This is a genomic window from Neisseria elongata subsp. elongata (assembly GCF_900113545.1).
GTDB classification, from domain to species: domain Bacteria; phylum Pseudomonadota; class Gammaproteobacteria; order Burkholderiales; family Neisseriaceae; genus Neisseria; species Neisseria elongata.
Window position 1 is genome coordinate 213,915 of record NZ_FOPS01000002.1, and the last position, 24,773, is coordinate 238,687.

Consider the following 24,773-nt stretch of genomic DNA (forward strand, 5'->3'; position numbering starts at 1 on the left):
AATTGTCTTATTTGATGCCGAAGCCCGTAAGCAGGACGGGATGATGTTACAATAATAACGTTGCATTGTGGTGTTTGAATAAGGATAGTGTTATGAAAAAAAAGTATTTTTTTAGCGTGATTGCCGTTTCTTTAATGCTGGCCGGCTGCGGTCGGACTGCCGACGGTTTGGCAGGTGCGATAACCGATCCGCTGAATCCGAAAGTCAAAGGGCAGTTCAACCGGCTGACCGTGGGCAGCAGCGAGACAAACAGCCTGCTGCCGTCTGAAAACGACACCATCACCATTACCGACAGCGAAAAAAGCGGCGCCGACCGGGTCAAGACTTACCGCAAGGGTGAGACAATCGACATCAGTTATAAAAAAACGGGAAAAATAACGGGTTTGGAGTACGAACTCAATCATGCCGACCAAACCAAGGAAAACGGCGAGCTGCTCATCTATAAGCAAAATTATTCCGTGGTGGCCGGCAGGCATCCGGCGGGCGGAAAATATCCCGACGGCAGCATCCGTCCCGTCGATACCAAATTCGAAGTCAATACCATCCAAGGCACACATACGACGGAAGACAAATTGCCGAGCGGTAAAATCCGTTATGAAGGCTTGGCTTTTGCCGGCGGCGACGACCGTAACGGCAAATTGGACTACACCATCGATTTCGGTAAGAAAACCGGCGAAGGCAGCATTACCGGCCTGAAAGGTGTGAACAAGGTTACGTTGGAAAACCACAGGCTGCATGCCCGTCCTGACGGCACGGTGGGCGTGGACGGCGGCAGGGCGGTGTCAAGCGGCCTGACCGGCGGCAGTTACGGCCTGACTCTGTACGGCCCCCAAGCCGACGAATTGGCCGGCAGCGCGTATTTCAGCAACGGCGGCAATTCGAAACAGATCGGCTTCGGCGGTTCGCAGAAGAAATAATCTTTGACGGTTTGAAATACAGCAAAGGCCGTCTGAAAACCGTAAAACAGGTTTTCAGACGGCCTTTCGGATAACGGGGCGGCAGTACCGCCGTATCGTTTTTGTTGCGAGCCGCTATAATGTGCGGCTTTCCGGTTTCTTCCCGCCATTTCCTTTATGAATCGAAACAAACTCCTGGCCTATGCCTTGGGGCCGGTCGGCAGTGCCGCCGCCGGGCTGCTGACGCTGCCGTTGATGTCGTGGCATTTTGCCGGCGGCGACATCGGGCGCATCGTGCTGCTGCAAACGGCGGCCTCGCTGGCTTTAATCGTGCTGGGCTTGGGGCTGGATCAGGCTTATGTGCGCGAGTTCCACCATTGCGGCGGGCGGCAGGCGGCTTTGTTTAAAAACCTAGCCTGGCCGCCGTTGCTTTTGGGGGTTGCGGCCGCAACGGCGGTTTGGCTGTTTGCGCCCGAGATGCCGTCTGAAAAGATTTTCGGTTTGGCCGACGGGACTTTGAGCCTGCTGTGCCTGCTGTTTGCCGCCGGTTTGCTGCCGGTGCGCTATCTGTCGCTGATTTTGCGGATGCAGGAGCGCGCGCTGGCCTTTTCTTTCAGCCAACTGCTGCCCAAGCTATTGGTGTTGGCGGCGGTAGCGGCCGTTTCCTGCTTCGGCACGCGGGCGGATATTTGGGTGTTGGCGGCGGTGTATGTGGCCTCCCAGTGGGCGGCGGCGGGGTTGTTGCTGTGGCAGACGCGGCATGAGTGCGCCGCCGCGTTTCGTGCGCCGTTTGACGCACGGCAGCTTTCAGACGGCCTCAAGTACGGCCTGCCGCTGGCTTTGGGCGGTTTGATTTATTGGACGTTTACTTCGATAGACCGCTGGCTGTTGCGCGATTTGGCGGGTTTGGAGGAATTGGCCGTGTATTCGATGGCGGTCAGTTTCGGCGCGGCGGCGATGGTGTTTCAAAGCGTGTTTTCCACCGTTTGGTCGCCCATGGTGTTCAAGTGGGTGGCGCAGGGCGGGGATACGGCGAAGGTGGCGGCGGTGGCGCGGCAGATGACGGACGCGGCGGCGGCGATTGTGTGCCTGGCCGGCCTGCTGTCGCCTGCGGTTACGCTGCTGTTGCCGCCGCAGTATGCGCCGGTGCAGTTCGTGCTGCTGTCGTCGCTGCTGTTTCCGCTCCTTTATACGCTGACCGAAGTCAGCGGCATCGGCATCCATGTCAGCAAGCGGAATTGGCCGGTGCCGCTGATTTCGCTGGCCGCGCTGTTGTGCAACCTGTTGCTGCTGAACCTGTGGATTCCGCTGTGGGGCGCGCGCGGGGCGGCGATGGCGACGGCGGTGTCGTTTTGGCTGTTTTTCGCCCTGAAAACCGAATTGTCCGCCCGCTTGTGGCAGCCGCTGCCGCGCGGCACGCTTTATGGCACGACAGCCGCCTGTTTGGCGGTTTGCCTGGCGTACACGGCCTGCGGCGACGGCCTGTATCCTTATTTCGCCGCCGTGTGGCTGGTTTGTTTGGCGGCATTGGCTTGGCGTTACCGCCGTTTGGCAGGCCGTCTGAAAACAAGGAATAACCGATAATGCACGTCCTTTTGCTGCCTTCGTGGTATCCCGAAACGCCGTCATCTTTGGACGGCATCTTCTTCCGCCAGCAGGCGCACGCATTGCAACGCGCCGGTTTGCGCGTCGGCGTGGTTGCGCCGCTGTTCCGTTCGCCGCGCCGCCTGCGCGAAATATTCTCGGGCCGTTACGGGACGGAATGTTTTTCAGACGGCCCGATTCCCACCTATACGCGCCACAGCGTTTATTTCTTCCCGCGCATCCCGTATCTCGACCGCGAACGCTGGGTAGCGGCCGGAATGCGCCTGTTCGAACGTTATCTGGCCGAACAGGGGCGGCCGGACATCCTGCATGCCCATGCGGTCAATCACGGCGGCATCCTTGCGCACCGCATCTCGCAGCGGCACGGCATTCCCTACGTCATCACCGAGCACAGCAGCACTTATGCGCGCGGCTTAATCAGGCCGTGGCAGCGCGAAGCCATGCGGGCGGCGGCGGACGGCGCGGCGGCACGGTTTGCCGTCAGCCCCGATTTCTGCCGCCTGCTGGCTTCCGAATACGGCGGCTCGGAATGGCGGTATCTGCCCAATATACTGGGCGCGGCGTTTTGCGAACCTTTGCCCGAAAGGGGTTTTCAGACGGCCTCAAACGGCTTTACTTTCTGCTCGGTGGCGCATTTGAACCGTAACAAAGGCTTCGACGTTTTGCTGGACGCCTTCGCCCGCGCGCTGGAAAAACGGCCGGATTTGCGGTTGAAAATCGGCGGCGGCGGCGTGGAAGAGGCGGCTTTGAAACGTCAGGCAGGCCGTCTGAAAATTGATGCGGCGGTGGATTTCCTCGGCGCGTTGGATAACGGCGCGGTTTTGCGGCTGATGCGCGGCAGTGACGCTTTCGTACTCGCCAGCCGCAACGAAACCTTCGGCGTGGTCTTCATCGAAGCCTTGTCGCAAGGCCTGCCCGTCATCGCCACCCGCTGCGGCGGGCCGGAGGGCATAGTGAACGGAAACAACGGCCTGCTCGTGCCGAAAGAACAGCCCGAAGCCTTGGCCGAAGCCCTGCTGGAAATGGCGGAAAACCGCGCGCGCTATCCGGCCGAAGCCCTGCGCGCCGCCTGTTTGGAAGAATTCGGCGAACAGGCGGTAACAGGCCGTCTGAAAGCGGTTTACGCGCAGGTTTTGGCACAGTAAATAAAGCTTTCAGACGGCCTCATCCTGCATCGGCATTTAAATAAGTGAGAACAAATCATGACTTCCCTCTTGCCTGTTTTATCGGTGTCGGGTTTGCTGCTGCTCGGTTTTGCAGTGGGGAAAATCCTGCCGCCGTCTGTTTTGCGGCAGATGCTCAAACCATTGTCGGCCGTGGTGCTGCTGTTGCTGTTTTTGATGGGGGCGGAATTCGGCGGCATTTTTACCGATAAGGCTTTGGGTGCGGATGTCGTGAAACGCGCCTTGCTGCTTTCCTCGCTGATTGCCGCCTTTACCGCCGCGCTGCTGTACCGTAAGGGCGGCAGGGCGGCACCGTCGGGCAGTTTTTGGCCGCCCTTTTTCGGCTGTCTCAAAGCCGTGGCGGCGTTTGCAGCGGGCGTGGCGGCCTACCGCCTGTTGCCGCACGGTACTTTGGAAGGCGTAATCGGCAGCACGCAGGTTCTGTACCTACTGATTTTTTTGGTGGGGACGGATTTGGTGCATGTCCGCCTGGGCGGCCTGAACCGGCGCGTATTCCTGCTGCCCCTGTTTGCAGCGGCGGCCACGGCGGCGGCAGGTTTGGCTTTTTCCCTCCTGACGCCGTATTCGTTCGGCCAAAGCCTGATGCTGTCGGCAGGCTTCGGCTGGTTTTCCCTGTCGGGGCCGATGGTGGGCGAACTGGTGTCTGCCGAAATGGGTGCGACGGCTTTGATGACCGATTTTTTTCGCGAAATGTTCAGCATCGTATTCCTCTATTTTTTCGGCAAAACCCAGCCTGCCGCCGCCATCGGCCTTTCCGGCGCGGCGGCGATGGATTCCGCGCTGCCGTTTGTGAAGGAAAACTGTGAGCCGGAATATGTGAAATACGCGATTGTCAGCGGCTTTATTTTGACGCTGGCCGCGCCGGTGTCGATTTCGGCTTTGACCGCTTTGCTGTATTGAAACGGCAGACGGCATTTTCAGACGGCCTTTTTGCTTTTCGTTTAAAATATTATTTTTAATTTTTCAAATTTACGGAATTTTATTTCACATGATGCCGTTTTCCTAAAACGGTAGGTTGAATGCGGTTTGTTCCGTGCAGCAATCCTGCTTAATTTCACCGCGCCGGTTTCAAGGCGGATTTACGCCTGCCTGTTTTGCTACAATCGCGCCCTTCGTTGGTCTTTACAGGTTATTACATTTATGAAAACCCCTGCTTCCTGGTCGTCCAAAATCGGCTTCATCCTCTCTGCCGCCGGTTCCGCCATCGGCTTGGGCGCGATTTGGAAATTTCCCTATACCGCCGGCACCAACGGCGGCGCGGTGTTTGTGTTGATGTTTTTGGTGTTCACCATCTTGGTGGCCTTGCCGGTGCAGCTGGCCGAGTTTTATATCGGCCGCAAGAGCGGCAAAAACGCGGTGGATGCGTTTAAAACGCTCGCGCCGAACAGCCTGTGGCCGTGGATCGGGCGCATGGGCGTGTTTGCCTGCTTTATTTTGCTGTCGTTCTACAGCGTGGTGGGCGGCTGGGTGCTGAATTATGTGGTGCACGCGTTTGACGGCAGCATCCACCAAAATGCGGATTTCAACGCGCTGTTTGGCAGCACGATTTCCAATCCCGTCGGCTCAATCGCTTATCAGGGACTGTTTATGCTGATGACGGTATGGGTGGTGAAAAGCGGCATCGCGGCGGGCATCGAACGGGCCAACAAATACATGATGCCCGCGCTGTTTGTGTTGCTGCTGCTCTTGGCGGTGCGCTCGCTCACGCTGGACGGCGCGATGGCGGGCATCTCCTTCCTGCTCAAGCCCGATTGGTCGCACTTCACGCCGCAAACCATGCTCACCGCGCTGGGACAGGCCTTTTTTGCACTGAGCCTGGGCGTGTCCACCATGATTACTTATGCCGCCTATTTGGATAAAAAACAGGATTTATTCCGCTCCGGCAACAGTATTATGTGGATGAACCTGCTGGTGTCTCTGTTGGCCGGTTTGGTGATTTTCCCCGCCGTGTTCGCTTTCAACTTTGAGCCGGGACAGGGACCGGGGTTGATTTTCGTGGTGCTGCCCGCCGTGTTTATGAAGCTGCCGTTGGGGCAAATTCTGTTTGCCGTGTTTATGCTGCTGGTGGTGTTCGCTACGCTCACTTCCGCTTTCTCCATGCTGGAAACCGTGATTGCCGCCGCCATCCGCGAAGACGAAAGCAAACGCAGCAAAACCACTTGGATAATCGGCACGGCAATTTTTATTGTCGGCATCCCCTCCGCGCTCTCGTTCGGCGTACTCTCCGAATGGAAGCTGTTCGGCAAAACACTGTTCGATCTGTGGGACTACATGATTACCGCGCTGATTATGCCGATCAGCTCGCTCTTGGTGGCGGTGTTTGTGGGCTGGATACGGCAGAAGAGCGATGTATTGGAGCACATGCGCGAAGGCAGCAGCGTGCCGCAGGCCGTGATTGTACTGTGGCTCAACGCCCTGCGCTTCCTCGCGCCGGTGGCGATTTTGCTGGTGTTTGCCAATACGCTGGGCTGGATTTGAAGCGCATAGTTTGAAAAGTATAGTGGATTAACTTTAAACCAGTACGGCCTTTCCTCGTCTTGTACGCCGAACAACCAATCATGCTGGCGTGAAAGTGAATCCGGATACGGTTTATGACGAGTGTTGCATAAAATAAACGGTTGAAAATAAAGCTTGGAGGTAGGATGACTTGCCTATATACTATTGCTGATAACAAAGTAACGTAAAAAATAAATCAATAAACGGCAAAATGCCTTGCAGGATAAAGCCGTACATTTAAAACATTACAGGAAAAAATATGTCTGAAATCACCTTAGCCGTCCGCAATACGGACAATGGCTCCTCTTCATCCGTACCCCGGAAGTATCCATTAAACCAACAGCAACCGCTGTATCTCCAAGCCGACAAAGATACCGTCTTTCAATTGGCCGATGAAAACGGCCGTTTGCCTGAAGATGTTTTGTTTTCTCGGGAAGGCGAGGATTTGCTGATTCATCCTGCAGTCCAGGATAAAGCGGCGGCCATTATCAAAGATTATTACGTTTATCAATCATCGCCACCTCAAGCTCTTTACCTTCCTCAAAAATCCCTACCGGCTGCTGATTATCCCCAGCCGGTCGAAACTTCTTCTTTCACTCCGACTGCTGATGCTAAAACTGCCGATGCTGTTTTCCTTTCAATGCCTTCCAAGGGCGGTGCTGCCTTGTTTGCCGGCCTCAGTGCAGCAGCCTTGGGCGCGGCTGTGCGTAAGGGCGATAGGGGAACTCCTGAAAACGAACAGCCCGCGGCTACAAACAGGCCGTCTGAAAAACCTGTCGAGCAGCCGAAACCGGCAGAGCAATCAAAGCCTGTCGAACAACCGAAACCGGTTGAGAAGCCGTCTGAAAAGCCTGTGGAACAGCCAAAACCGGTGGAACAGCCGAAACCTGCCGAGCAGCCGAAACCTGTAGAACAGCCAAAACCGGTTGAGAGGCCGTCTGAAAAGCCTATTGAACAGCCAAAGCCTGTCGAACAGCCAAAGCCTGTTGAACAGCCGAAACCTGTTGAACAGCCGAAACCTGTCGAGCAGCCGAAACCTGTAGAACAGCCGAAACCAGTCGAACAGCCGAAGCCTGTTGAGCCTCCCAAACCTAATGTAAAACCGGATACCCCGGCCACGGCTGAAGGCGGCTATAGCCTGCATGATCATCCCGTATACGGCAAATATATAGACGCATCCGAATTCGGTACCGATCCCACCGGCAAAACGGACAGCCTGCACGCCATACAGGAAGCCTTGCGTGCGGCGGAAAAAGAAAGTTTGGCATTGAAAGCGGCCAATCCCGATGCCAAGGGTGTATTTGTCCATTTGAAAGGCACGCTGTACGTTTCCGACCAAATTGTCATTGATAAAAAAGTCGGCCATATCGGCGGCTTGTTCGGTGACGGCATGGTCGGCCGCAGTCAGAACGGGCAGGGAACGGAAATTCGTTTCGACAAAGTGCAGGAAGGCGTGTTCAATTCCAACACCAACGAAATGGACATCCGCCGCGATGCGGGCGTATTGGTGGACGGCGTAGACGGCGTTACCATCGCCAATCTGTCGGTCAAATATACCGCCGATGATTTTTATCGCGAAGGTTACAGCTATTTCGGCAAAGTAAACGGCATTATGGTAAACGATGCCGACCACACCACCATCCGTTCGGTCGAAGTATCCGGTGCCAACAGGGCGGGCGTGTTCTTCAGTTCCACTAAAACCTTGGAGAAAGACCCGCATTCGGCCACGGGGCGCACCTTTAAGGGACGGCGGATTCTGGGCGAAGTGGATGAGGATTACGAACACCTGCCTTATGGCGAACACAACCGTCTCGAAGACAGCTATCTGCACCATAACCGGGTGGCAGGGGCGATGTTCGGCTATCAGAAAGACTTTACCGCCGATAACAATGTGTTAGAACGCAACGGCCATGAAGCCGACGGCGGCACCGGTTACGGCATTGCTTCCATGGCGGGCAGTTATAATCACGGTATTACCTTTACCAATAATAAAACCGATCACAACTACCGAAAAGGGTTGGACATCCACGACGGCAACCACATTACCATTGCCAACAACCAATCCAATGGCGACCGTTTGTACGGCATCGGCGTATATAACCGCCAGTTTGTAATGGATGATGTGAGGATTAAGGGTAATACCATCGTGCAGGATGCGGATTTCCGATTGGAAAAAGACGACGGCAACCGCGATAACTTTCCCTATGAGGTCATCTACCACGGCTATTCGGCCATCCAGTTGATGACCAATGCACAATTCCGCGATTTCAAAAGCGACGTGCCGGGTAAATTTACCGTTAGCGGCAATACCATCAAAGGCTTGGATGTTTATAAAGACAATATGCAGACCTTCGGCATTGAATTCCGCAACCATGAAAGTAAAACCAATTACCGCGTCGATATTGTCGATAACACATTGGAAGGCAAATCCACCAAATCGCTGATTGCCGTCATCAACAACACCAAAAATCGTGTAACGGGCGAATTGGGCGAAGGCATAGGCACGGTAAACATCAGCGGCAACAAAGCCCATATTGATGAAATTTCCGCCGGACGATCCGCCATTGTGGTGGCCGAAGACAAAGAAACGCACGTTAACAGCCTGCGCGGTTCGGTAACGATTAAAGACAATGAAATCGAAATCGGCAAAGAAAATTATGGTGAAACCGAAGCCATTTATGTACGCGGCAACGCCGAGCATTACGATATTTCCGGTAACGAGCTGACCAGCAACGGCGAAGCGCAGCATTCCTTTATCGTCGTCAACAACGACACCACGCATAAGGCAACAGCCGAAATAAACGGCAACCACTTACACAGCACCACTTGGGACGGCTATACCGGCGGTTTGTGGCCGCGCTGGCTGATCAAAGCCGGCGGTGAAGTTGCTTTGCAATCCGCCGACGGCAATACGCACAATGGCGCGAAAGCACCGCTGCTTTCGACATATCAGGCGGAAGTGGACAGCCATAAGGCAAAATTGACTCTGGCTTTGGCAAAACACGATGTCCATGAAGTCGGTTTGACCGATAGCGGCAGCAAATTGAGCCTGTCGGATTTGCTTTCACCGGACGGTTTTGCCGGTAGCAGCATTCTGTCGGATTTCAACGGCAATCAAGGCGCGCTGTCTTATGCGTCTGATGCGGCGTTGAACAATCAGGTGTTGCCGAGTATGGAAGGCTTGCAGATTTTGTAATGCCGTTTTTCGGATAATAAAGGCCGTCTGAAAACCCCGCAAGCGGTTTTCAGACGGCCTTTATGATCATTAAATGCTAACCCGAGGTTTCTACCATTCACTAAAAAATAATCTTTTATTTATAATTTCTAATTGCTCTCCGGTCAGCATTTTTTCAGCATATTTGCCGAATTCCCTTCTCCATGCCGGCAGCCATCGGTATTTGGCGTTTGTTCCGGTTCCATGTAAGTCTGGCGAATAAAACAAATTAATTAATGCTTCTTTATCTGTTAGTATCTTTTGACCATATGATTGATTCGCAATTTTTGCTAAGTATAAATGCTCTCTAATCGAAGTATGCTGCATCAATAAAATTGTATATGCCTTTTGGGATTGATCATAATCTTGGGATAACAGTACGTGTGCTGCATCGCATATATATTCATCTTGATCCTTATAAATAAAATCTAATCGGCCATCAGCCGTAAAATCGTAAGGACTATATTCAAAATCTTTCCATGTATATCCGCCAACAAGATTACGCTTTAATAAATATTCCCTTGTATTTTCCTCAGACAATTCATCAATGACTCGTAGAAATTCCGATTCTTTAGCTGGCTTGTAATTTAAACACCCACTATAAGGAATCTCCGTATAAATTAAAAAAGTCAATAATGGCAGCAATAAAAACAAGGTAATAAATAAAAATATTTTTTTCATCTTTTAATCATCTTGTATTTAGGGTTAATCTATGGCAGCCCCTTGTTCGTACGGATTATTACCGCAGTTATGATATGTTGGATGTGAGTGAATTTAGTCATTTTTATATCAATCACAGCACATATTTTGTAGAACGACAAAATCATATTAACGGAATTGAGAACTTGGGGAATCAGGCAAAACGTCATTTACGCAAGTTTAACGGTATTCCCCAAGGGTATTTCTGAGTTGTATTTGAAGGGGTGCGAGTGGCGTTTAAACGGCAGTGGAATAAAAGTTCTTGTCCTATTTTAAAATAAAATTGGTAAAGCATGATTTGTCCTCGTTATCTCGGACATCCCCTTTTGCAAAAAGGCCGTCTGAAAACCTAATTTCAGGTTTTCAGACGGCCTTTGTATGCTTTTCAGCTTATTTCTGATTGTCTTTGATGATTTTTTCCAGTTGCGGCATCGGTGTATAACCGGCTTGTGTGCGGCCGTTGGGGAAGACGATGGCTGGCGTGCCGTGGAAGCCGAGCTGTTCGCCCAGAGAAGTGGTTTCATCGACAGGGTTATCGCATACGGGAACTTGCGGCGGCATTTTGCCTTCGCGCATCCATTTCGTCCAAGCGGCTGTGCGGTCGGGCTGACACCAAATCTGTTGGGCTTTGCGCGCACCGTCCGGATGCAGGCTGGCCAAAGGCATCATAAAGTTGTAGATGGTGATGTCGGTCATCTTGGCGAATTCATGCTCCAGACGTTTGCAGTACGGGCAGTCGGGGTCGGAGAAAACGGCTACTTGGAGTTTGCCGTTACCGCGTACCTCTTTAATCGCCATGTCGAAAGGCAGGCTGTCGTATTCGACCGCGCTCAATTGTGCCGTGCGCTCGTCGGTCAGGCTTTTGCGATTTTTAATGTCGATGAAGTCGCCGACAATCATGTAGTCGCCTTTGGCATCGGTATAGATGACGGTTTTGCCGCTCAAGACGACTTCATACAGGTTGTCCAGCGGGGTAGGGTGGACGGACAGCACTTTAATTTGCTGTTCGGCGTAGGCTTTTTCTAATTTTCCACGGATGGTTTGTTCGACGGAAGCATCGGTTTTGCCGTTCGCCGAACCTGCGCCGATGGCTGTTTTGCCGGCGGCTTGCGCTGAGGTTGCGCCGACCTGGTTTTGACCGCAGGCGGCAATCAGCAGGGCGGCGGCCAGGACGGTGAGGGTGTTTCTTTTCATATTTATGTTGGCTTTCGTTTTCTCAATAAAATTCGGGCGTTGTCGCCGGGTCGGTATTATGCCGAAAAAAAGCGCGCAGGGCTAAGTATTTTGCATGACAAAAGTCGCGCCTTGCTGCACAATCCGCTCAATTATGGTCAGATTCCCAGCGAGAATACGAGTATGACACCGATTTTGGCTTTCGATATTGAGACGGTTCCCGATGTGCGCGGCATCCGCACGCTATATGACTTACCGTTGGAAGTGGCGGACGCGGAGGTGGTGGAATTCGCCCGTCAGAAACGCCGTGCGCGGACAGGCAGCGATTTTATGCAACACCATTTGCAACAGGTGGTGGCCATATCCTGCTGTATGCGTTGGGGGCAGGACAAAATCCACGTCGGCACGATAGGCGAAATCGGCGACGACGAGGAAACGGTGATTGCGCGTTTTTTTGAGCTGATTGAAACGCACACGCCGCAGCTGGTGAGCTGGAACGGCGGCGGTTTCGACCTGCCCGTGCTGCACTACCGCGCCCTGATACACGGCATCACGGCCGCCCGTTATTGGGACATGGGCGAGGGCGATTTCGGCGACAGCCGCGATTTTAAATGGAACAACTACATCAGCCGTTATCACAACCGCCATTGCGACTTGATGGACTTGCTCGCCCTTTACCAGCCCCGTGCCAATGTGCCTTTGGACGATATGGCTAAGCTGTGCGGCTTCCCCGGAAAATTGGGCATGGACGGCAGTAAAGTCTGGCAGGCGTTTCATGAAGGCCGTCTGAAAGAAATCCGCGACTACTGCGAAACCGATGCGGCCAATACTTATTTGATGTACCTGCGTTTCCGCCTGATGAGCGGCGCGTTGGACGGCGACGAGTACGAGCAGGAAATCCGCCGTCTGAAAAATTATCTGCAAACGCTGGCAGACGGGCAGGAACATTGGCGCGAATTTCTTGCCGCATGGGGCTGAATTTTGTCAAAGGCCGTCTGAAAACGATTTTTCGGTTTTCAGACGGCCTTTGCCTGAAACACGCCGCAATTTTTTGCGGACGAACGGAGTGGCAGGCTTTGCGTAAGCCTTTTCTTTGCCCGCTGCGGCGGGGCAACCGTTTGACCGTCCGTTCTACGCATCAAACACAAAATCAGGAGTTTTGAATGAAACGCATCGTTTCCACCCTTATCCCGGCCGTATTGGCCGTGCCGGCTTTGGCGGCACCTGCCGATGATGCCGCCATCCGTCATGTAATCGAACAGCATTACAACCGCCCTGTGGCGGCCGAAAAATGCCAACTGTCCGACCCGCCCAAGGACAGTCAGAATCTTAGAAATACGGCCTACTGTATGAAACGCGCGGCCGGACATACCGTTACCCGCAACGGCAAAACCACGCGCTACGAACTCTATACGGGTTTTGCCTACGACCTTGAAGAAAAACGGATAAACGATTCGCATGCATCGTCCGGCCTGGCAGAAGTGTTCGTTTTGCAGAAGGAGGGCGACCAGTGGGCAATCAAGCTGCACGGTAAAGATGAAGTCGGCGCGTGGGGTAAAACGCCCGATGCCGAAGATTGGCGGTTTATGCAGGTAGGCGGGCAAAATTGGGGCTATGCCGTCGAAACGGCCTATACCGGACAAGGTTCGACAGTGACAGGATTGTTTTTGCTGTTCAGCGACAACCACAACCGTATCGCCAACAGCTACATTCCGACTGGTTTGGACAACGGGGCTCATTACGGAAATTGCAAAGAATACAAAGGGCGGGAGCGGCGCCATTGCGAAGAAATGGAAACCTCTTTGGACGCAGATGTTTCTTTCAACCGCCGTTTGAAGCCCGAATTTGATGTGTGGGCGGTTGAAGCCTCACTCAGCGGAACGCAGGGCAAGAAGCGATACCGGCGGCAGAAATACCTGATGCCGTATAACGGGAAGGCACATGTCGTGCCCAAGGGTTACCCGCTTTACAGCCTAATGTAACGAAAATAACGATAAAGGCCGTCTGAAAACCGTTTTCCGGTTTTCAGACGGCCTTTCGTTTTGTATCCGCGGATTTATTCCTTCACACGCACGGCCATCAGGGTGTGCAGGCGGCGGTGGTCGGCGCGGGCGACGGTGAATTGCAGCGGCGGCAGGATGATTTTTTCGCCGCGTACGGGCAGGCGGCCGAGTTCTTGGATGACCAGCCCGCCTATGGTGTCGGCTTCCTCGCTGCGGTAGTCCGTGCCGAAGAAGGCGTTGATGTCTTCGATTTCGGTTACGGCGTTGATGCGCCAGCGTTCGGCGGAAACGGCGAAGATGTTGTCGGCGGAATCGTCTTCGTCGAATTCGTCTTCGATGTCGCCGATGATTTCTTCGATGACGTCTTCAAAGGTAACGAGGCCGGATGTGCCGCCGTATTCGTCGATGACGATGGCCATGTGCAGCCTTTGCTCGCGGAAGGTGGTGAGCAGGGCGTTGAGGGATTTGCCTTCGGGGACGAAAAACGCGGGGCGCAGGAGTTGTTCGAGGTTGAACTGTTCGGGGTTGAAGGCGTATTTGAGCAGGTCTTTGGCGTGCAGGATGCCGAGGATGGTGTCTTTGTCGCCGTCGATGACGGGAAAGCGCGAGTGTGCGGTTTCGATGACGTAGGGGATGATGCGTTCGAGGCTGTCGGTCGATTTGATGACGCTCATTTGCGAGCGGGTAATCATGGCGTCGCGCACTTCGAGTTCGGCAAAGTCGAGTACCTTCTCCAGCCGTTGCAGGGTGTCGGTGTCGAATACCTGTTGTTCGTGCGCTTGGCGCAGGAAGGCCAATACGCCTTCGGCGGTATCGGGTGCGTCGCCGTTGATGCGGCTGATGAGTCGTTCGAAAAAGTTGGGTTTCGACGGGCTGTCATCCATTATTGTTCGTCCTGTGAGTATGGGTCGGGGTATGCTAACTGATTTAGCAGGCGGGTTTCAAGGGCTTCCATTTTTTCTGCTTCGGTATCTTCGATGTGGTCGTAGCCCATCAGGTGCAAAACGCCGTGTATGGTGAGGTGGGCGAAGTGTTGTTCGGGTGTTTTGCCTTGTTCGGCGGCTTCTTTGAAGACGACTTGCGGGCAGATGACTAAATCGCCGTGCAGGCCGTCTGAAAGGGTGGGGGCGTACATGGTTTCGCCTTCGTCGAGGGCGAAGCTCAAGACGTTGGTGGCGTAGTCTTTGCCCCTATAATCGCGGTTGCAAGCGCGGGCGGGTTCTTCGTCGAGCAGGAGCAGGGAGATGTCGGCGCGGCGGTGGTGCTGTTTGACCGCCTGCCATGCCCAGCGGTAGAAGTCGCGCTCGGAGGGGAGGCCTGCGGCGGAGGATTGGTTGTCGAAATGCAGGGCGAAGCGTTGCCGTTGCAGTTTGAGGAAGGGGTAGCGTTTGGCTTTTTTCATGTTCGGTTGCGGTTGTGTAAAGGCGTGATGATACTGGAAATCGGAGAGGCCGTCTGAAGGTGTTTTCAGACGGCCTTTTGTTTGCAGTTACACCTGCCAGTCTATCGGTGTTTGGCCGTGCTTTTGCAGGTAGGCGTTGGTTTGCGAGAAGGGTTTGCTGCCGAAAAAGCCGCGGTAGGCCGACAGGGGGGAGGGGTGCGGCGAGGTGAGGACGAGGTGGCGGCCGCGGTCGATGAATGCGCCTTTTTTCTGCGCGTGGCTGCCCCAGAGGATGAAGACGAGGTGTTCGCGTTGTTCGGCCAGGCGGCGGATGACGGTGTCGGTAAAGGTTTCCCAGCCCAGTGCGGCGTGGGAGTGGGCTTGGCGGGCGCGGACGGTGAGGACGGTGTTGAGCAGGAGGACGCCTTGTTCCGCCCAGTGTTGCAGGCAGCCGTGGTTCGGGATGCGGAAACCGGGGATGTCGTCGGCAAGTTCTTTATAGATGTTTTGCAGGGAGGGCGGGATGTCGATGCCCGGACGGACGGAGAAGGCCAGTCCGTGCGCCTGTCCTTCGCCGTGGTAGGGGTCTTGGCCGAGGATGACGGCTTTGACTTGGCTAAATTCGGTGGCTTTGAAGGCGTTGAAGACGTCGGCGGCAGGCGGATAGACGGTTTGCCCGCTTTCTCGTTCGGCTTTGACGGTGCCGATGATGTGTCGGAAATAGGGTTGTTGCTTTTCTGTGCCGAGGGCTTCTGTCCAGGTTTGCATCATGGTTTTGCCGGTGGTGTTTTATGTTGGGGCCGTCTGAAAAGGCGGGTTGCCTGTTTTCAGACGGCCTTCCGTTTAGGATAGGTGGAGGATGGAATGCTGCACTTTGCCTTTGATGGATTCGGTAACGTGCCAGTTGGAGTTGTCGTTTAAGGTCAGCCAACGGCGTTCTTCTGTGCGGTAGAACCATTCTTTGTCGTTTTGGTAAAAGACCTGAACGTTGCGCGCTTCCAAGATGTTGAGGATTTCATTGGAGTGGGAGCGGGTGTCGTCGAAGTCGGTAACGGCGCGCTGTCCCATTTCGCTGTAACAGGCGTTTAGGGCGAGCAGCAGGTCGTTTACCGGTTTGTCGAGTTCGCGGGCGTTCAGGCCGATACGGCGGGCTTCTTTGGTCAGTATCGGATAGCTGTGGGTGGGGTAGCCGGAATTGAGGGTTTCGGCGATGCTGTGGACGCGGACGGGGTCGATGATGTGGTAGGACAGCAGTTCTTCGCACAGTTTGATCGATAGCGATTCGGCCCTATCCACCGCGCCGATAACCAGGGGATGGACGTATTCGAACAGGGATTTGTAGGGGTTGGACCCGGTGTCTTCCGTGTTGTTTTTCCACAGTTTGACGACGCGGTTGAGTTCGTCGAGGCTGACCGAAACGCGATCGTTATCGCGGTCTATCGGGGAGAGGTCGTGGGTGAGGGAAGTATCGACGGAGCTGAGATAGGCCATCGAACCCATGTGGATTTCGTTCGCGCCTATGGCCATCATGGTGGCGGCCGAAGCGCATTGCAGCGGGATGAGGCTGACCAGGTTGCGGCAGTGGCTGCGGATAAGGTTGATCATGCGCAGGGCTTCTTTGCCGGAGCCGCCGTCGCTTTTGATGAACAGGTAAACGGTGTCGTGCTGATCGACGTGCTCGAGGATGCGGTAAAGGGCCAGCACGTCGTTGCGGCAGATGCTGCCGCCATTGCTGTTCCAATAGCAAAGCAGCGGGCCGTTGAGGTTGGCTTCGAGTTCGGCAAGGATTTTTTGTGTTTTGGAAAACAGTCGCGGCGGCTGTTTGACAGATATTTCGTTTTCGTTCATGGTGTTCTCCCTTTGTAAATCGACGGCAGGGCACGGGATGCCTGCGGTTTCGGCCGGGTTTGGCTTTCGAACGGGGCGGTTCCGAAACGGACGGGATTTTGGTCGGGCACTTCTATTGCCGTATCCAAACCCCGCCATTGCCGCACTATCGACCTGTCTCAAATTCGGACGAACCGTAAAGGCCGTTTTCGGGTTAATGAATTCCGTGAAGCAGTAATTTCTGTGTTTTTTATAGATTGTTTACAACAGCCAATAATTTCCATTAACAGTATAACAGATATTTGCCGCGTGTGCCTGCCCTTCAGGCTGCCGAGAGGTACAGCCAATAGGCAAACGCGCCCAGTGCGGCACCGGCCGGCAGGTCGATGAGATAGTGCTGCTTGGTAAATATGCAGGAAACCGCGATTAAAACGGGAAAAAGGAATGCCCATCCGCCCATGACCGGCATGGCGTGCAGCGCAGTCAGCATGGCGACGGAAACGTGCATGCTGGGGAAGCAGTTGCTGGATTGGTCGAATTTCTGCACAAACCGTAAAAACCATTCCGACGGGGTTTTGCCAGGGTTGATATTGCGCCAGTGCGGCGGCGTGGAGACGGGGAGCAGCCAAAAAAACAGCATCTGCATAAACAGTAGGACCAAGAAGCTGAAGGCCATCATGATGAAGTGGCGGTGGTCGGTCGCAATCAGGTTGAGATAGAGGATGGCCGGATAGTAGAGGAAGCTGTACACCCACGACCAGCGCGGGCGGAAGGGGATTTCTTCATCGACGACGGAGTCCCATACGATGGGTTTGCGCAAGGGGTGCCGCTGGGTGAAGAAGTAAAATTGGTAGGCACCGATAATCAATACGGCACTTAATACTAAGTTTATAAAATAGTCGCTGAACGTCATGGGTTGGTTTCCTTAGGGGAAAAATTCAAACACAGTTGGTTGTTGTCGATTTCTGCCGAAACCAGTTTGTGGTTTGCGAACAGAGGTTTGATTTGGCCGAATACGGACAGATTGGCGCGGATTTGCTGCTTTTCCGCATCCCAATTCAATTTTTTGGTCCGAACCCGGCCGGCCAATATTTTGCCTGCCGTTTTGGCGATGGCGTTCAGGCCGAACGGCAGGCGGTAGCCAAACAAAAGGCCGTCATCATACACATGTTCCAAAAACAAATCCAAACCGACTTTGTCTTCGATGCGGATGGTGTTGCGGCCGGTTTGTATGATGCGGATGTGCCGTTCGGTTTGCCGGCAAACCATTTCTTCGATTTCATTCAGTGATTTTTTCCACTGCACGGGCTGTCCTTTCGGGCGGTTGCGGGTGAGGGCGGCTTGAGTGGCATTCATGCCGTTTTATGTATTGCTTCCGGATGGCGGTTTGATTTTTCAGACGGCCTTTTGCCGGATCGGTTCGATTTGGAGCGGTTGTTGCCTCAATGGGTTCGGTTGGCAAAGTCTGTTTATGTGCCGCTTTGTATGAGCTGTTTGTTGAGGAAAGGCCGTCTGAAAGTAAGGTTTCGCTTTCAGACGGCCTCTTTATTTCCTACATTTAATCAAACGTGATATTGGCGCGACAGTTCGTGTACGGTATCCACTAAGATTTTGGCGTGTTCGGGGTCGGCGTGTTGGTTGATGCCGTGTCCGAGGTTGAACACATGACCGCTGCCTTGTCCGTAGTCGGCGAGGATGCGCGCGACTTCGGTGCGGATGGATTCGGGCGTGCCGAAGAGGGCAAACGGGTCGAAGTTGCCTTGCAGGGCGACTTGGTTGCCGACGCGGCGGCGTGCTTCGCCGATGTTGCACGTCCAGTCCAAGCCCAAGGCGTCTGCGCCGATTTCCGCCATGCTTTCCAGCCACAGTCCGCCGCCTTTGGCAAACACGATGACGGGAACGCGTCTGCCTTCGCTTTCGCGTTTCAATCCGGCAACGATTTGGCGGATGTATTTGAGGCTGAATTCTTTAAACGCCGCATCGCTCAGGACGCCGCCCCAAGTATCGAAAATCTGCACTGCCTGCGCGCCCGCGTCGATTTGGGCGTTGAGATAGGCGGTAACGGCTTGGGCATTGGTGTCGAGGATTTTATGCAGTAAATCGGGGCGCGAGTACATCATGGTTTTGATGGTGCGGAACTCTTTGCTGCTGCCGCCTTCGACCATATAGCAGGCGAGTGTGAACGGGCTGCCGGAGAAGCCGATGAGCGGTACGCGGCCGTTTAGCGCTTTGCGGATGGAAGTTACCGCGTCGAAAACGTATTGCAGTTTTTCCATGTCGGGAACTTGCAGCTTAGCGATATCGGCTTCGTGTTGTAAGGCGCGTTCGAATTTCGGGCCTTCGCCTTCGGCAAAGTACAGTCCCAAGCCCATGGCGTCGGGAACGGTCAGGATGTCGGAAAACAGAATCGCCGCGTCCAAATCGAAGCGTTCTAAAGGTTGGATGGTGACTTCGGTCGCCAATTCGGTGTTTTTACACAAATCGATGAAGCTGCCCGCTTTTGCACGCGTGGCTTTGTATTCGGGCAGATAACGCCCCGCCTGACGCATCATCCAAATCGGCGTGTATTCGACGGGCTGTTTGAGCAGGGCGCGGAGGAAAGTGTCGTTTTTTAAGGTGGTCATAGCTGTTGCCGGAGGGTGGGTTGGGAAACGGAGGGCCATTATAAACCACAGGTTCGGAAATTCGCACGTTTGCGGGAGGAGAGGCCGTCTGAAAGGCGCGTTTTGCGCCGTCGGATGCTTTGCGTATAATGGCCGCCTGCCAAAATCAAGGAATACCGTATGCTTATCCACCCGCAATTCAATCCTGCCGCTTTCGAACTCGGCCCGCTGGCCGTGCGCTGGTATGCACTCAGTTATATCGTCGGCTTCGTGCTGTTCATGTGGCTGGGCCGCCGCCGTATCCGTCAGGGTAACACGCCGTTTACGGCCGAAATGTTGGACGATTTCCTGACTTGGGGTGTGTTGGGTGTGATTTTGGGCGGACGGCTTGGTTTCGTGCTGTTTTATCAGCCGGAATACTATTTCAGCCACCCTGCGGAAATGATTAAGGTGTGGCAGGGCGGCATGTCGTTTCACGGCGGTTTTTTGGGCGTGGTCGCCGCCAGTTGGCTGTTTGCCCGCAGGAAGGGCTTGAAATGGATGCAAGTATTGGACTTTATCGCTCCCCTTGTGCCGCTCGGACTGGCTTCGGGGCGTATCGGCAATTTTATCAACGGCGAATTGTGGGGGCGGGTTACTGATCCGTCGAATTTCTGGGCGATGGGTTTCCCGCAGGCGGCGCAAGTCGATGCGCACTTGGCGCAAAGTAATCCGCAGTGGGCAGAATGGCTGTTGCAATACGGCGCTCTGCCGCGTCATCCGTCGCAGTTGTACCAGTTTGCTTTAGAAGGTTTGATGCTGTTTGTGCTGGTGTGGTGGTTCTCACGCAAACCGCGGCCGGTCGGGCAAACAGCTATGTTGTTTTTGGCGGGTTACGGCGTATTCCGCTTCATCGCCGAATATGCCCGCCAGCCCGACGACTATCTCGGCCTGCTGACTTTCGGTTTGTCGATGGGGCAGTGGTTGAGTCTGCCGATGGTGTTGTTAGGTGTGGCTGGTTTTGTCTATTTCGGTCAAAAAGGGAAGGATGTGCAGAAAGAGGCCGTCTGAAAACAACAAACCGGATGCGAGAGTGTCGGATACGCTTGCCAAGTTTGCCCGCCTTCGGCTACAATTCGCGCTTCCTCAAATACAGGCACGTAGCTCAGTTGGTTAGAGCACCACCTTGACATGGTGGGGGTCGTTGGTTCGAATCCAATCGTGCCTACCAAATTTTTCAAACGGCATTTTTTGCCGTTATTTTTTAATGTTTTGGAGCTTTTTGATGTTGAACATTACCTTGCCTGACGGCTCAGTCCGCCAGTACGAATCGCCCGTTACCGTGGCACAGATTGCCGCGTCTATCGGAGCAGGTTTGGCGAAGGCGACGGTGGCGGGTAAGGTAAACGGCAAATTGGTCGATGCGTGCGATCCGATTACCGAAGATTCAACCGTCCAAATCATTACCCCGAAAGATCAAGAAGGCGTTGAAATCATCCGCCACTCTTGCGCCCACCTTGTCGGTCATGCGGTCAAGCAGCTCTATCCTAATGCAAAAATGGTTATCGGCCCCGTCATTGAAGAGGGCTTTTATTACGATATTGCTACGGAAAAACCGTTTACGCCTGAAGATGTCGCTGCCATCGAAGCGCGCATGAAAGAATTGATTGCTCAGGATTATGATGTAGTCAAAGTCATGACTCCGCGTGCCGAAACCATCAAAATTTTCCAAGATCGCGGTGAAGAATACAAACTACGCCTGATTGACGATATGCCTGAAGTTGAAGCTATGGGTATGTATCATCATCAGGAATATGTCGATATGTGCCGCGGTCCGCACGTTCCGAACACTCGCTTCCTGAAAAACTTCAAGTTAACCAAGTTGGCAGGTGCGTACTGGCGCGGCGACAGCAATAATGAAATGCTGCAACGTATTTACGGTACGGCTTGGGCGACAAAAGACGAATTAAAAGCCTATATCCAGCGTATCGAAGAAGCAGAAAAACGCGATCATCGCAAATTAGGCAAGCAACTGGATTTGTTCCACTTGCAGGACGAAGCACCGGGTATGGTGTTTTGGCATCCCAAAGGTTGGGCTTTGTGGCAGACCATTGAGCAGCATATGCGCAAAGAGCTGAATGCCGCCGGTTACAAGGAAGTCAAAACTCCTCAAATCATGGATAAAACCTTTTGGGAAAAATCCGGTCACTGGGATAACTACAAAGACAATATGTTCGTAACCAGTTCGGAAAAACGCGAATACGCGGTTAAACCGATGAACTGCCCCGGACATGTCCAGATTTTCAATAACGGCTTGCGCTCGTACCGTGATTTGCCGATGCGCTTGGCTGAATTTGGCTCTTGCCATCGTAACGAGCCGAGCGGTGCATTGCATGGATTGATGCGTGTTCGCGGTTTTGTACAAGATGATGCGCATATTTTCTGCACTGAAGATCAAATTGTTAGCGAAGCGCGGGCATTCAATGAATTGTTGGTTCGTATTTACAAGCAATTCGGTTTCCATGATGTATCCGTCAAGCTTTCACTGCGTCCTGAGAAGCGCGCCGGTTCGGACGACGTGTGGGATAAGGCAGAACAAGGTCTGCGCGAAGCATTGACTGCTTGCGGCGTGGAATGGGACGAGTTGCCAGGTGAAGGCGCGTTCTACGGACCTAAAATTGAATATCACGTCAAAGACGCATTGGGGCGTTCTTGGCAGTGCGGTACGCTGCAACTGGACTTTGTATTGCCGGAGCGCTTAGATGCAGAATATGTAACCGAAAACAATGACCGCGCCCGTCCGGTAATGTTGCACCGCGCCATTTTGGGTTCTTTGGAGCGATTTATCGGTATTCTGATTGAAAACCACGCAGGTTCTTTCCCGTTGTGGTTGGCGCCGGTTCAAATGGTGATTATGAATATCACCGAAAATCAAGCGGATTACTGCCGTGAAGTGGCTGCCAAATTGCAGGCTGCTGGCTTCCGTGTAGAGCTGGATTTGCGTAACGAAAAAATCAGTTACAAAATCCGTGATAACAGCCAATACCGCTTCCCTTATCAAATCGTTGTCGGCGATAAAGAGAAGCAAGAAAACAAAGTGGCCGTGCGCCGCAAAGCAGAAGACTTGGGTTCTTTGGATTTCGATGATTTCATTGCACAACTGCAGCAAGAAATCGCGGACGCCCTCGTCAACCATTAATTTTTATAGGAGTATTCATCATCGCTCAAGAACGCGAAGCACGAATCAATGGCGAAATTACCGCCAAAGAAGTGCGTTTAATCAGTGAGTCAGGCGAACAGCTTGGTGTTGTGTCGGTTCGTGAAGCTTTGGCTATGGCCGAAGAGCAGGATGTGGATTTGGTAGAGATTTCCCCTACTGCCAAACCACCCGTATGCAAACTGATGGATTACGGTAAATATAAATACCAACAAGCCAAGAAACGCGACGAAGCCAAGAAAAACCAGAAGCAGGTACAAATTAAGGAAATCAAATTCCGTCCGGGTACCGATGAAGGCGATTATCAAATCAAAATGCGCAACATCAACCGCTTCTTGGCTGACGGCGATAAAGTCAAAGTAACACTTCGTTTCCGCGGACGTGAAATGGCTCACCAGCAACTCGGGGCGCAACTTTTAGAGCGCGTGAAAGAGGATTTGGCGGAAGTGGCTCAAATCGAATCCTTCCCTAAAATGGAAGGCCGTCAAATGGTGATGATGATTGCACCGAAGAAAAAATAAAGTTATAATTCTCAGCTTACTCTGATTGCCGCTTCGGGGTAAGCTTTTGATTGGCGGCAAAAACCGTGGCATTTTGGGTTCAAGTGTTTGAAACCCATGGTTTTAAAACCCCCTGATGCCTTATCTAATAACGAATGGAGTTTTCCCATGCCTAAAATGAAAACCAAGTCTAGCGCGAAAAAACGCTTCAAAGTACTGGGTAACGGCGGTGTAAAACGCGCTCATGCGTTCAAACGCCACATCTTGACTAAAAAGACCACTAAAAACAAACGCCAACTGCGCGGTACCTCTATGGTAAACGATCGCGATTTGGCTTCTGTTGCTAAAATGTTACCCTACGCTTAAGGAGTTTAGAATATGCCACGCGTAAAACGCGGTGTAACCGCTCGTGCCCGTCACCAAAAAATCTTCGCGTTAGCCAAAGGCTACCGCGGTCGTCGTAAAAACGTATACCGCGTTGCCAAACAAGCGGTAATGAAAGCCGGTCAATACGCATACCGTGACCGTCGTCAACGCAAACGCCAATTCCGTCAATTGTGGATTGTCCGTATCAATGCAGGTGCTCGTGAAAACGGTCTGTCTTACAGCAAATTTATGAACGGTCTGAAACGCGCCTCTATCGAAATCGACCGCAAAGTATTGGCTGATCTGGCTGTATTCGATAAAGCCGCTTTTGCACAATTGGTTGAGAAAGCCAAAGCTGCTTTGGCTGCTTAATTCAAAAAATTTAAAAAGGAAGCTACGGCTTCCTTTTTTCTTTGTTTGAATAAAGTCTATGTGATTGATTTTCTTTCTTTAAAGTCTATTTTTTTGAATTGATTTGCGCTAAAATACGCCGATTCTATCAAACGGATTGGCCGTAAACGATAAAAGGTCGTCTGAAAAGTTTGGCAACACCAAACCATACAGGCGGCCTCATTGTTTCAGACGACCCATCATCAACCGACAGACGATAAAACCACTATGGAAAATGTAAACCGTATCGTTGCAGAAGGCATTGCCGCAGTAGAAGCCGCGCAAGACTTCAACGCTCTAGAACAAATCAAAGCCCGTTATCTTGGTAAAACCGGCGAGTTGACCGGACTTCTGAAAACCTTAGGTCAAATGTCGCCTGAAGAGCGCAAAACCATAGGTGCGCATATCAATGAATGCAAAAACCAGTTTCAGACGGCCTTTAACAATAAACGTGATGCGCTCAACGAAGCCAAACTGCAAGCCCAACTTGCCGCAGAAGCACTCGATATTACCCTGCCCGGACGCGCGCAGGAAAATGGCGGTCTGCATCCCGTAACCCTGACTTTGCAGCGCGTGGTCGAACTCTTTCACGGCATGGGTTTTGAAGTGGCGGACGGCCCGGAAATCGAAGACGATTTCCACAACTTCCAAGCCCTGAACATTCCTGCAAACCACCCGGCACGCGCCATGCAGGATACGTTCTACGTTGAAAACGGCGATGTTTTGCGTACGCACACTTCCCCGATTCAAATCCGCTACATGCTCGATAAAAAAGAGCCGCCCATCCGCATTATCGCCCCCGGCCGCGTCTATCGCGTGGACAGCGACGCTACGCACTCGCCCATGTTCCACCAAGCTGAAGGCTTGTGGGTAGAAGAGGGCGTGACTTTTGCCGATTTAAAAGCCGTGTTTACCGATTTCATCCGCCGCTTTTTCGAACGCGATGATTTGCAGGTACGTTTCCGTCCATCTTTCTTCCCGTTTACCGAACCGTCCGCTGAAATCGATATCATGGGCGAAAACGGCAAATGGCTGGAAGTCGGCGGCTGCGGCATGGTGCATCCCAACGTGTTGAAAAACGTGAATATCGACCCCGAAAAATACACCGGTTTCGCCTTCGGCATCGGCCTCGATCGTTTCGCCATGTTGCGTTACAACGTGAATGATTTGCGGCTGTTTTTCGATAACGATTTGAACTTTTTGAAGCAGTTTGCGAAATGATTGTGCAGGCTGCCTAAAA

At 53.0% G+C, this 24,773-nt stretch carries 23 protein-coding genes, 1 tRNA gene and 1 pseudogene; 16 read left to right on the forward strand and 9 right to left on the reverse strand.

Annotated elements, in window-relative coordinates; all coding sequences use genetic code 11:
* Window positions 1–92: 92 nt before the first annotated feature.
* The 6 genes from BM261_RS03095 (at window position 93) to BM261_RS03120 (ending at window position 9,377) form a co-directional block, all read left to right on the forward strand.
* The gene (locus BM261_RS03095) at window positions 93–917 is read left to right on the forward strand and encodes a factor H binding protein domain-containing protein (RefSeq protein ID WP_074895019.1); all 825 of its coding nucleotides are present in this window, start codon (window positions 93–95) and stop codon (window positions 915–917) included.
* Window positions 918–1,073: 156 nt separating this feature from the next.
* Complete coding sequence (locus tag BM261_RS03100) at window positions 1,074–2,480, forward strand: lipopolysaccharide biosynthesis protein (protein ID WP_074895022.1); 1,407 nt, start codon at window positions 1,074–1,076, stop codon at window positions 2,478–2,480.
* The gene (locus BM261_RS03105; protein WP_074895025.1) at window positions 2,480–3,646 is read left to right on the forward strand and encodes a glycosyltransferase; all 1,167 of its coding nucleotides are present in this window, start codon (window positions 2,480–2,482) and stop codon (window positions 3,644–3,646) included. Before BM261_RS03100 ends, BM261_RS03105 begins: the two co-directional genes overlap by 1 nt.
* A 57-nt stretch (window positions 3,647–3,703) precedes the next feature.
* Window positions 3,704–4,585, forward strand: a complete 882-nt coding sequence (locus BM261_RS03110; protein ID WP_205277210.1) for a lysine exporter LysO family protein — start codon at window positions 3,704–3,706, stop codon at window positions 4,583–4,585.
* Window positions 4,586–4,825: 240 nt separating this feature from the next.
* Window positions 4,826–6,163 carry a sodium-dependent transporter gene (locus BM261_RS03115; protein WP_049248678.1) on the forward strand — a complete coding sequence of 446 codons (1,338 nt, stop codon included), beginning with the start codon at window positions 4,826–4,828 and terminating at the stop codon, window positions 6,161–6,163.
* A 277-nt stretch (window positions 6,164–6,440) separates the two neighbouring features.
* Window positions 6,441–9,377, forward strand: coding sequence for a right-handed parallel beta-helix repeat-containing protein (locus BM261_RS03120; RefSeq protein ID WP_074895030.1), 2,937 nt, complete (start codon window positions 6,441–6,443; stop codon window positions 9,375–9,377).
* 90 nt (window positions 9,378–9,467) lie between these two features.
* On the opposite strand, the gene BM261_RS03125 is transcribed toward BM261_RS03120, so the two are convergent.
* Window positions 9,468–10,076 (reverse strand): hypothetical protein, encoded by a 609-nt coding sequence (locus tag BM261_RS03125; protein WP_074895033.1) that lies wholly within the window; start codon window positions 10,074–10,076, stop codon window positions 9,468–9,470.
* 41 nt (window positions 10,077–10,117) lie between these two features.
* Here BM261_RS03125 and BM261_RS03130 point away from each other — a divergent pair.
* Window positions 10,118–10,370, forward strand: a pseudogene (locus BM261_RS03130) (transposase); the annotation flags it as partial.
* A gap of 114 nt (window positions 10,371–10,484) precedes the next feature.
* On the opposite strand, the gene BM261_RS03135 reads toward BM261_RS03130, so the two are convergent.
* Window positions 10,485–11,288 (reverse strand): DsbC family protein, encoded by an 804-nt coding sequence (locus BM261_RS03135; protein WP_074895036.1) that lies wholly within the window; start codon window positions 11,286–11,288, stop codon window positions 10,485–10,487.
* Window positions 11,289–11,450: 162 nt separating this feature from the next.
* Between BM261_RS03135 and BM261_RS03140 the strand changes: the two genes are divergently transcribed.
* On the forward strand, window positions 11,451–12,245 hold the full coding sequence (locus BM261_RS03140) for a 3'-5' exonuclease (RefSeq protein ID WP_074895039.1): 795 nt from the start codon (window positions 11,451–11,453) through the stop codon (window positions 12,243–12,245).
* Window positions 12,246–12,430: 185 nt separating this feature from the next.
* The gene (locus BM261_RS03150; protein WP_074895041.1) at window positions 12,431–13,249 is read left to right on the forward strand and encodes a hypothetical protein; all 819 of its coding nucleotides are present in this window, start codon (window positions 12,431–12,433) and stop codon (window positions 13,247–13,249) included.
* A 74-nt stretch (window positions 13,250–13,323) separates the two neighbouring features.
* On the opposite strand, the gene BM261_RS03155 is transcribed toward BM261_RS03150, so the two are convergent.
* From BM261_RS03155 to hemE, 7 genes are all read right to left on the reverse strand, one after another.
* Window positions 13,324–14,154, reverse strand: a complete 831-nt coding sequence (locus tag BM261_RS03155) for an HlyC/CorC family transporter (protein ID WP_074895043.1) — start codon at window positions 14,152–14,154, stop codon at window positions 13,324–13,326.
* The gene (gene ybeY, locus BM261_RS03160) at window positions 14,154–14,672 is read right to left on the reverse strand and encodes an rRNA maturation RNase YbeY (RefSeq protein WP_074895045.1); all 519 of its coding nucleotides are present in this window, start codon (window positions 14,670–14,672) and stop codon (window positions 14,154–14,156) included. The genes BM261_RS03155 and ybeY overlap by 1 nt, the downstream gene beginning before the upstream one ends.
* An 87-nt stretch (window positions 14,673–14,759) precedes the next feature.
* Entirely contained in the window at window positions 14,760–15,419 is a 660-nt protein-coding gene (gene ung / locus BM261_RS03165; RefSeq protein ID WP_074895232.1) for a uracil-DNA glycosylase, read from the reverse strand.
* A 75-nt stretch (window positions 15,420–15,494) separates the two neighbouring features.
* A complete protein-coding gene (locus BM261_RS03170) occupies window positions 15,495–16,499 on the reverse strand; it encodes a Clp protease/crotonase-like domain-containing protein (RefSeq protein WP_074895048.1) in 1,005 nt (334 codons plus the stop codon).
* Between the two features lie 301 nt (window positions 16,500–16,800).
* Entirely contained in the window at window positions 16,801–17,391 is a 591-nt protein-coding gene (locus BM261_RS03175; protein WP_074895051.1) for a phosphatase PAP2 family protein, read from the reverse strand.
* On the reverse strand, window positions 17,388–17,834 hold the full coding sequence (locus BM261_RS03180; RefSeq protein WP_074895054.1) for a hypothetical protein: 447 nt from the start codon (window positions 17,832–17,834) through the stop codon (window positions 17,388–17,390). Before BM261_RS03180 ends, BM261_RS03175 begins: the two co-directional genes overlap by 4 nt.
* 206 nt (window positions 17,835–18,040) lie before the next feature.
* The gene (hemE, locus tag BM261_RS03185) at window positions 18,041–19,102 is read right to left on the reverse strand and encodes a uroporphyrinogen decarboxylase (RefSeq protein WP_074895057.1); all 1,062 of its coding nucleotides are present in this window, start codon (window positions 19,100–19,102) and stop codon (window positions 18,041–18,043) included.
* Window positions 19,103–19,261: 159 nt separating this feature from the next.
* Between hemE and lgt the strand changes: the two genes are divergently transcribed.
* The 7 genes from lgt (at window position 19,262) to pheS (ending at window position 24,754) form a co-directional block, all read left to right on the forward strand.
* Window positions 19,262–20,131, forward strand: a complete 870-nt coding sequence (gene lgt, locus BM261_RS03190) for a prolipoprotein diacylglyceryl transferase (protein WP_074895060.1) — start codon at window positions 19,262–19,264, stop codon at window positions 20,129–20,131.
* Window positions 20,132–20,214: 83 nt separating this feature from the next.
* Window positions 20,215–20,291 (forward strand) — tRNA-Val (locus BM261_RS03195).
* 54 nt (window positions 20,292–20,345) lie between these two features.
* Window positions 20,346–22,259 (forward strand): threonine--tRNA ligase, encoded by a 1,914-nt coding sequence (gene thrS, locus BM261_RS03200; RefSeq protein ID WP_074895234.1) that lies wholly within the window; start codon window positions 20,346–20,348, stop codon window positions 22,257–22,259.
* 17 nt (window positions 22,260–22,276) lie between these two features.
* Window positions 22,277–22,798 (forward strand): translation initiation factor IF-3, encoded by a 522-nt coding sequence (gene infC / locus BM261_RS03205; RefSeq protein WP_074895063.1) that lies wholly within the window; start codon window positions 22,277–22,279, stop codon window positions 22,796–22,798.
* A gap of 147 nt (window positions 22,799–22,945) precedes the next feature.
* Entirely contained in the window at window positions 22,946–23,143 is a 198-nt protein-coding gene (gene rpmI, locus BM261_RS03210) for a 50S ribosomal protein L35 (protein ID WP_002232040.1), read from the forward strand.
* A gap of 12 nt (window positions 23,144–23,155) precedes the next feature.
* A complete protein-coding gene (rplT, locus tag BM261_RS03215; protein WP_002214103.1) occupies window positions 23,156–23,515 on the forward strand; it encodes a 50S ribosomal protein L20 in 360 nt (119 codons plus the stop codon).
* Window positions 23,516–23,761: 246 nt separating this feature from the next.
* Complete coding sequence (pheS, locus tag BM261_RS03220) at window positions 23,762–24,754, forward strand: phenylalanine--tRNA ligase subunit alpha (RefSeq protein ID WP_003744233.1); 993 nt, start codon at window positions 23,762–23,764, stop codon at window positions 24,752–24,754.
* Window positions 24,755–24,773 lie beyond the last annotated feature (19 nt).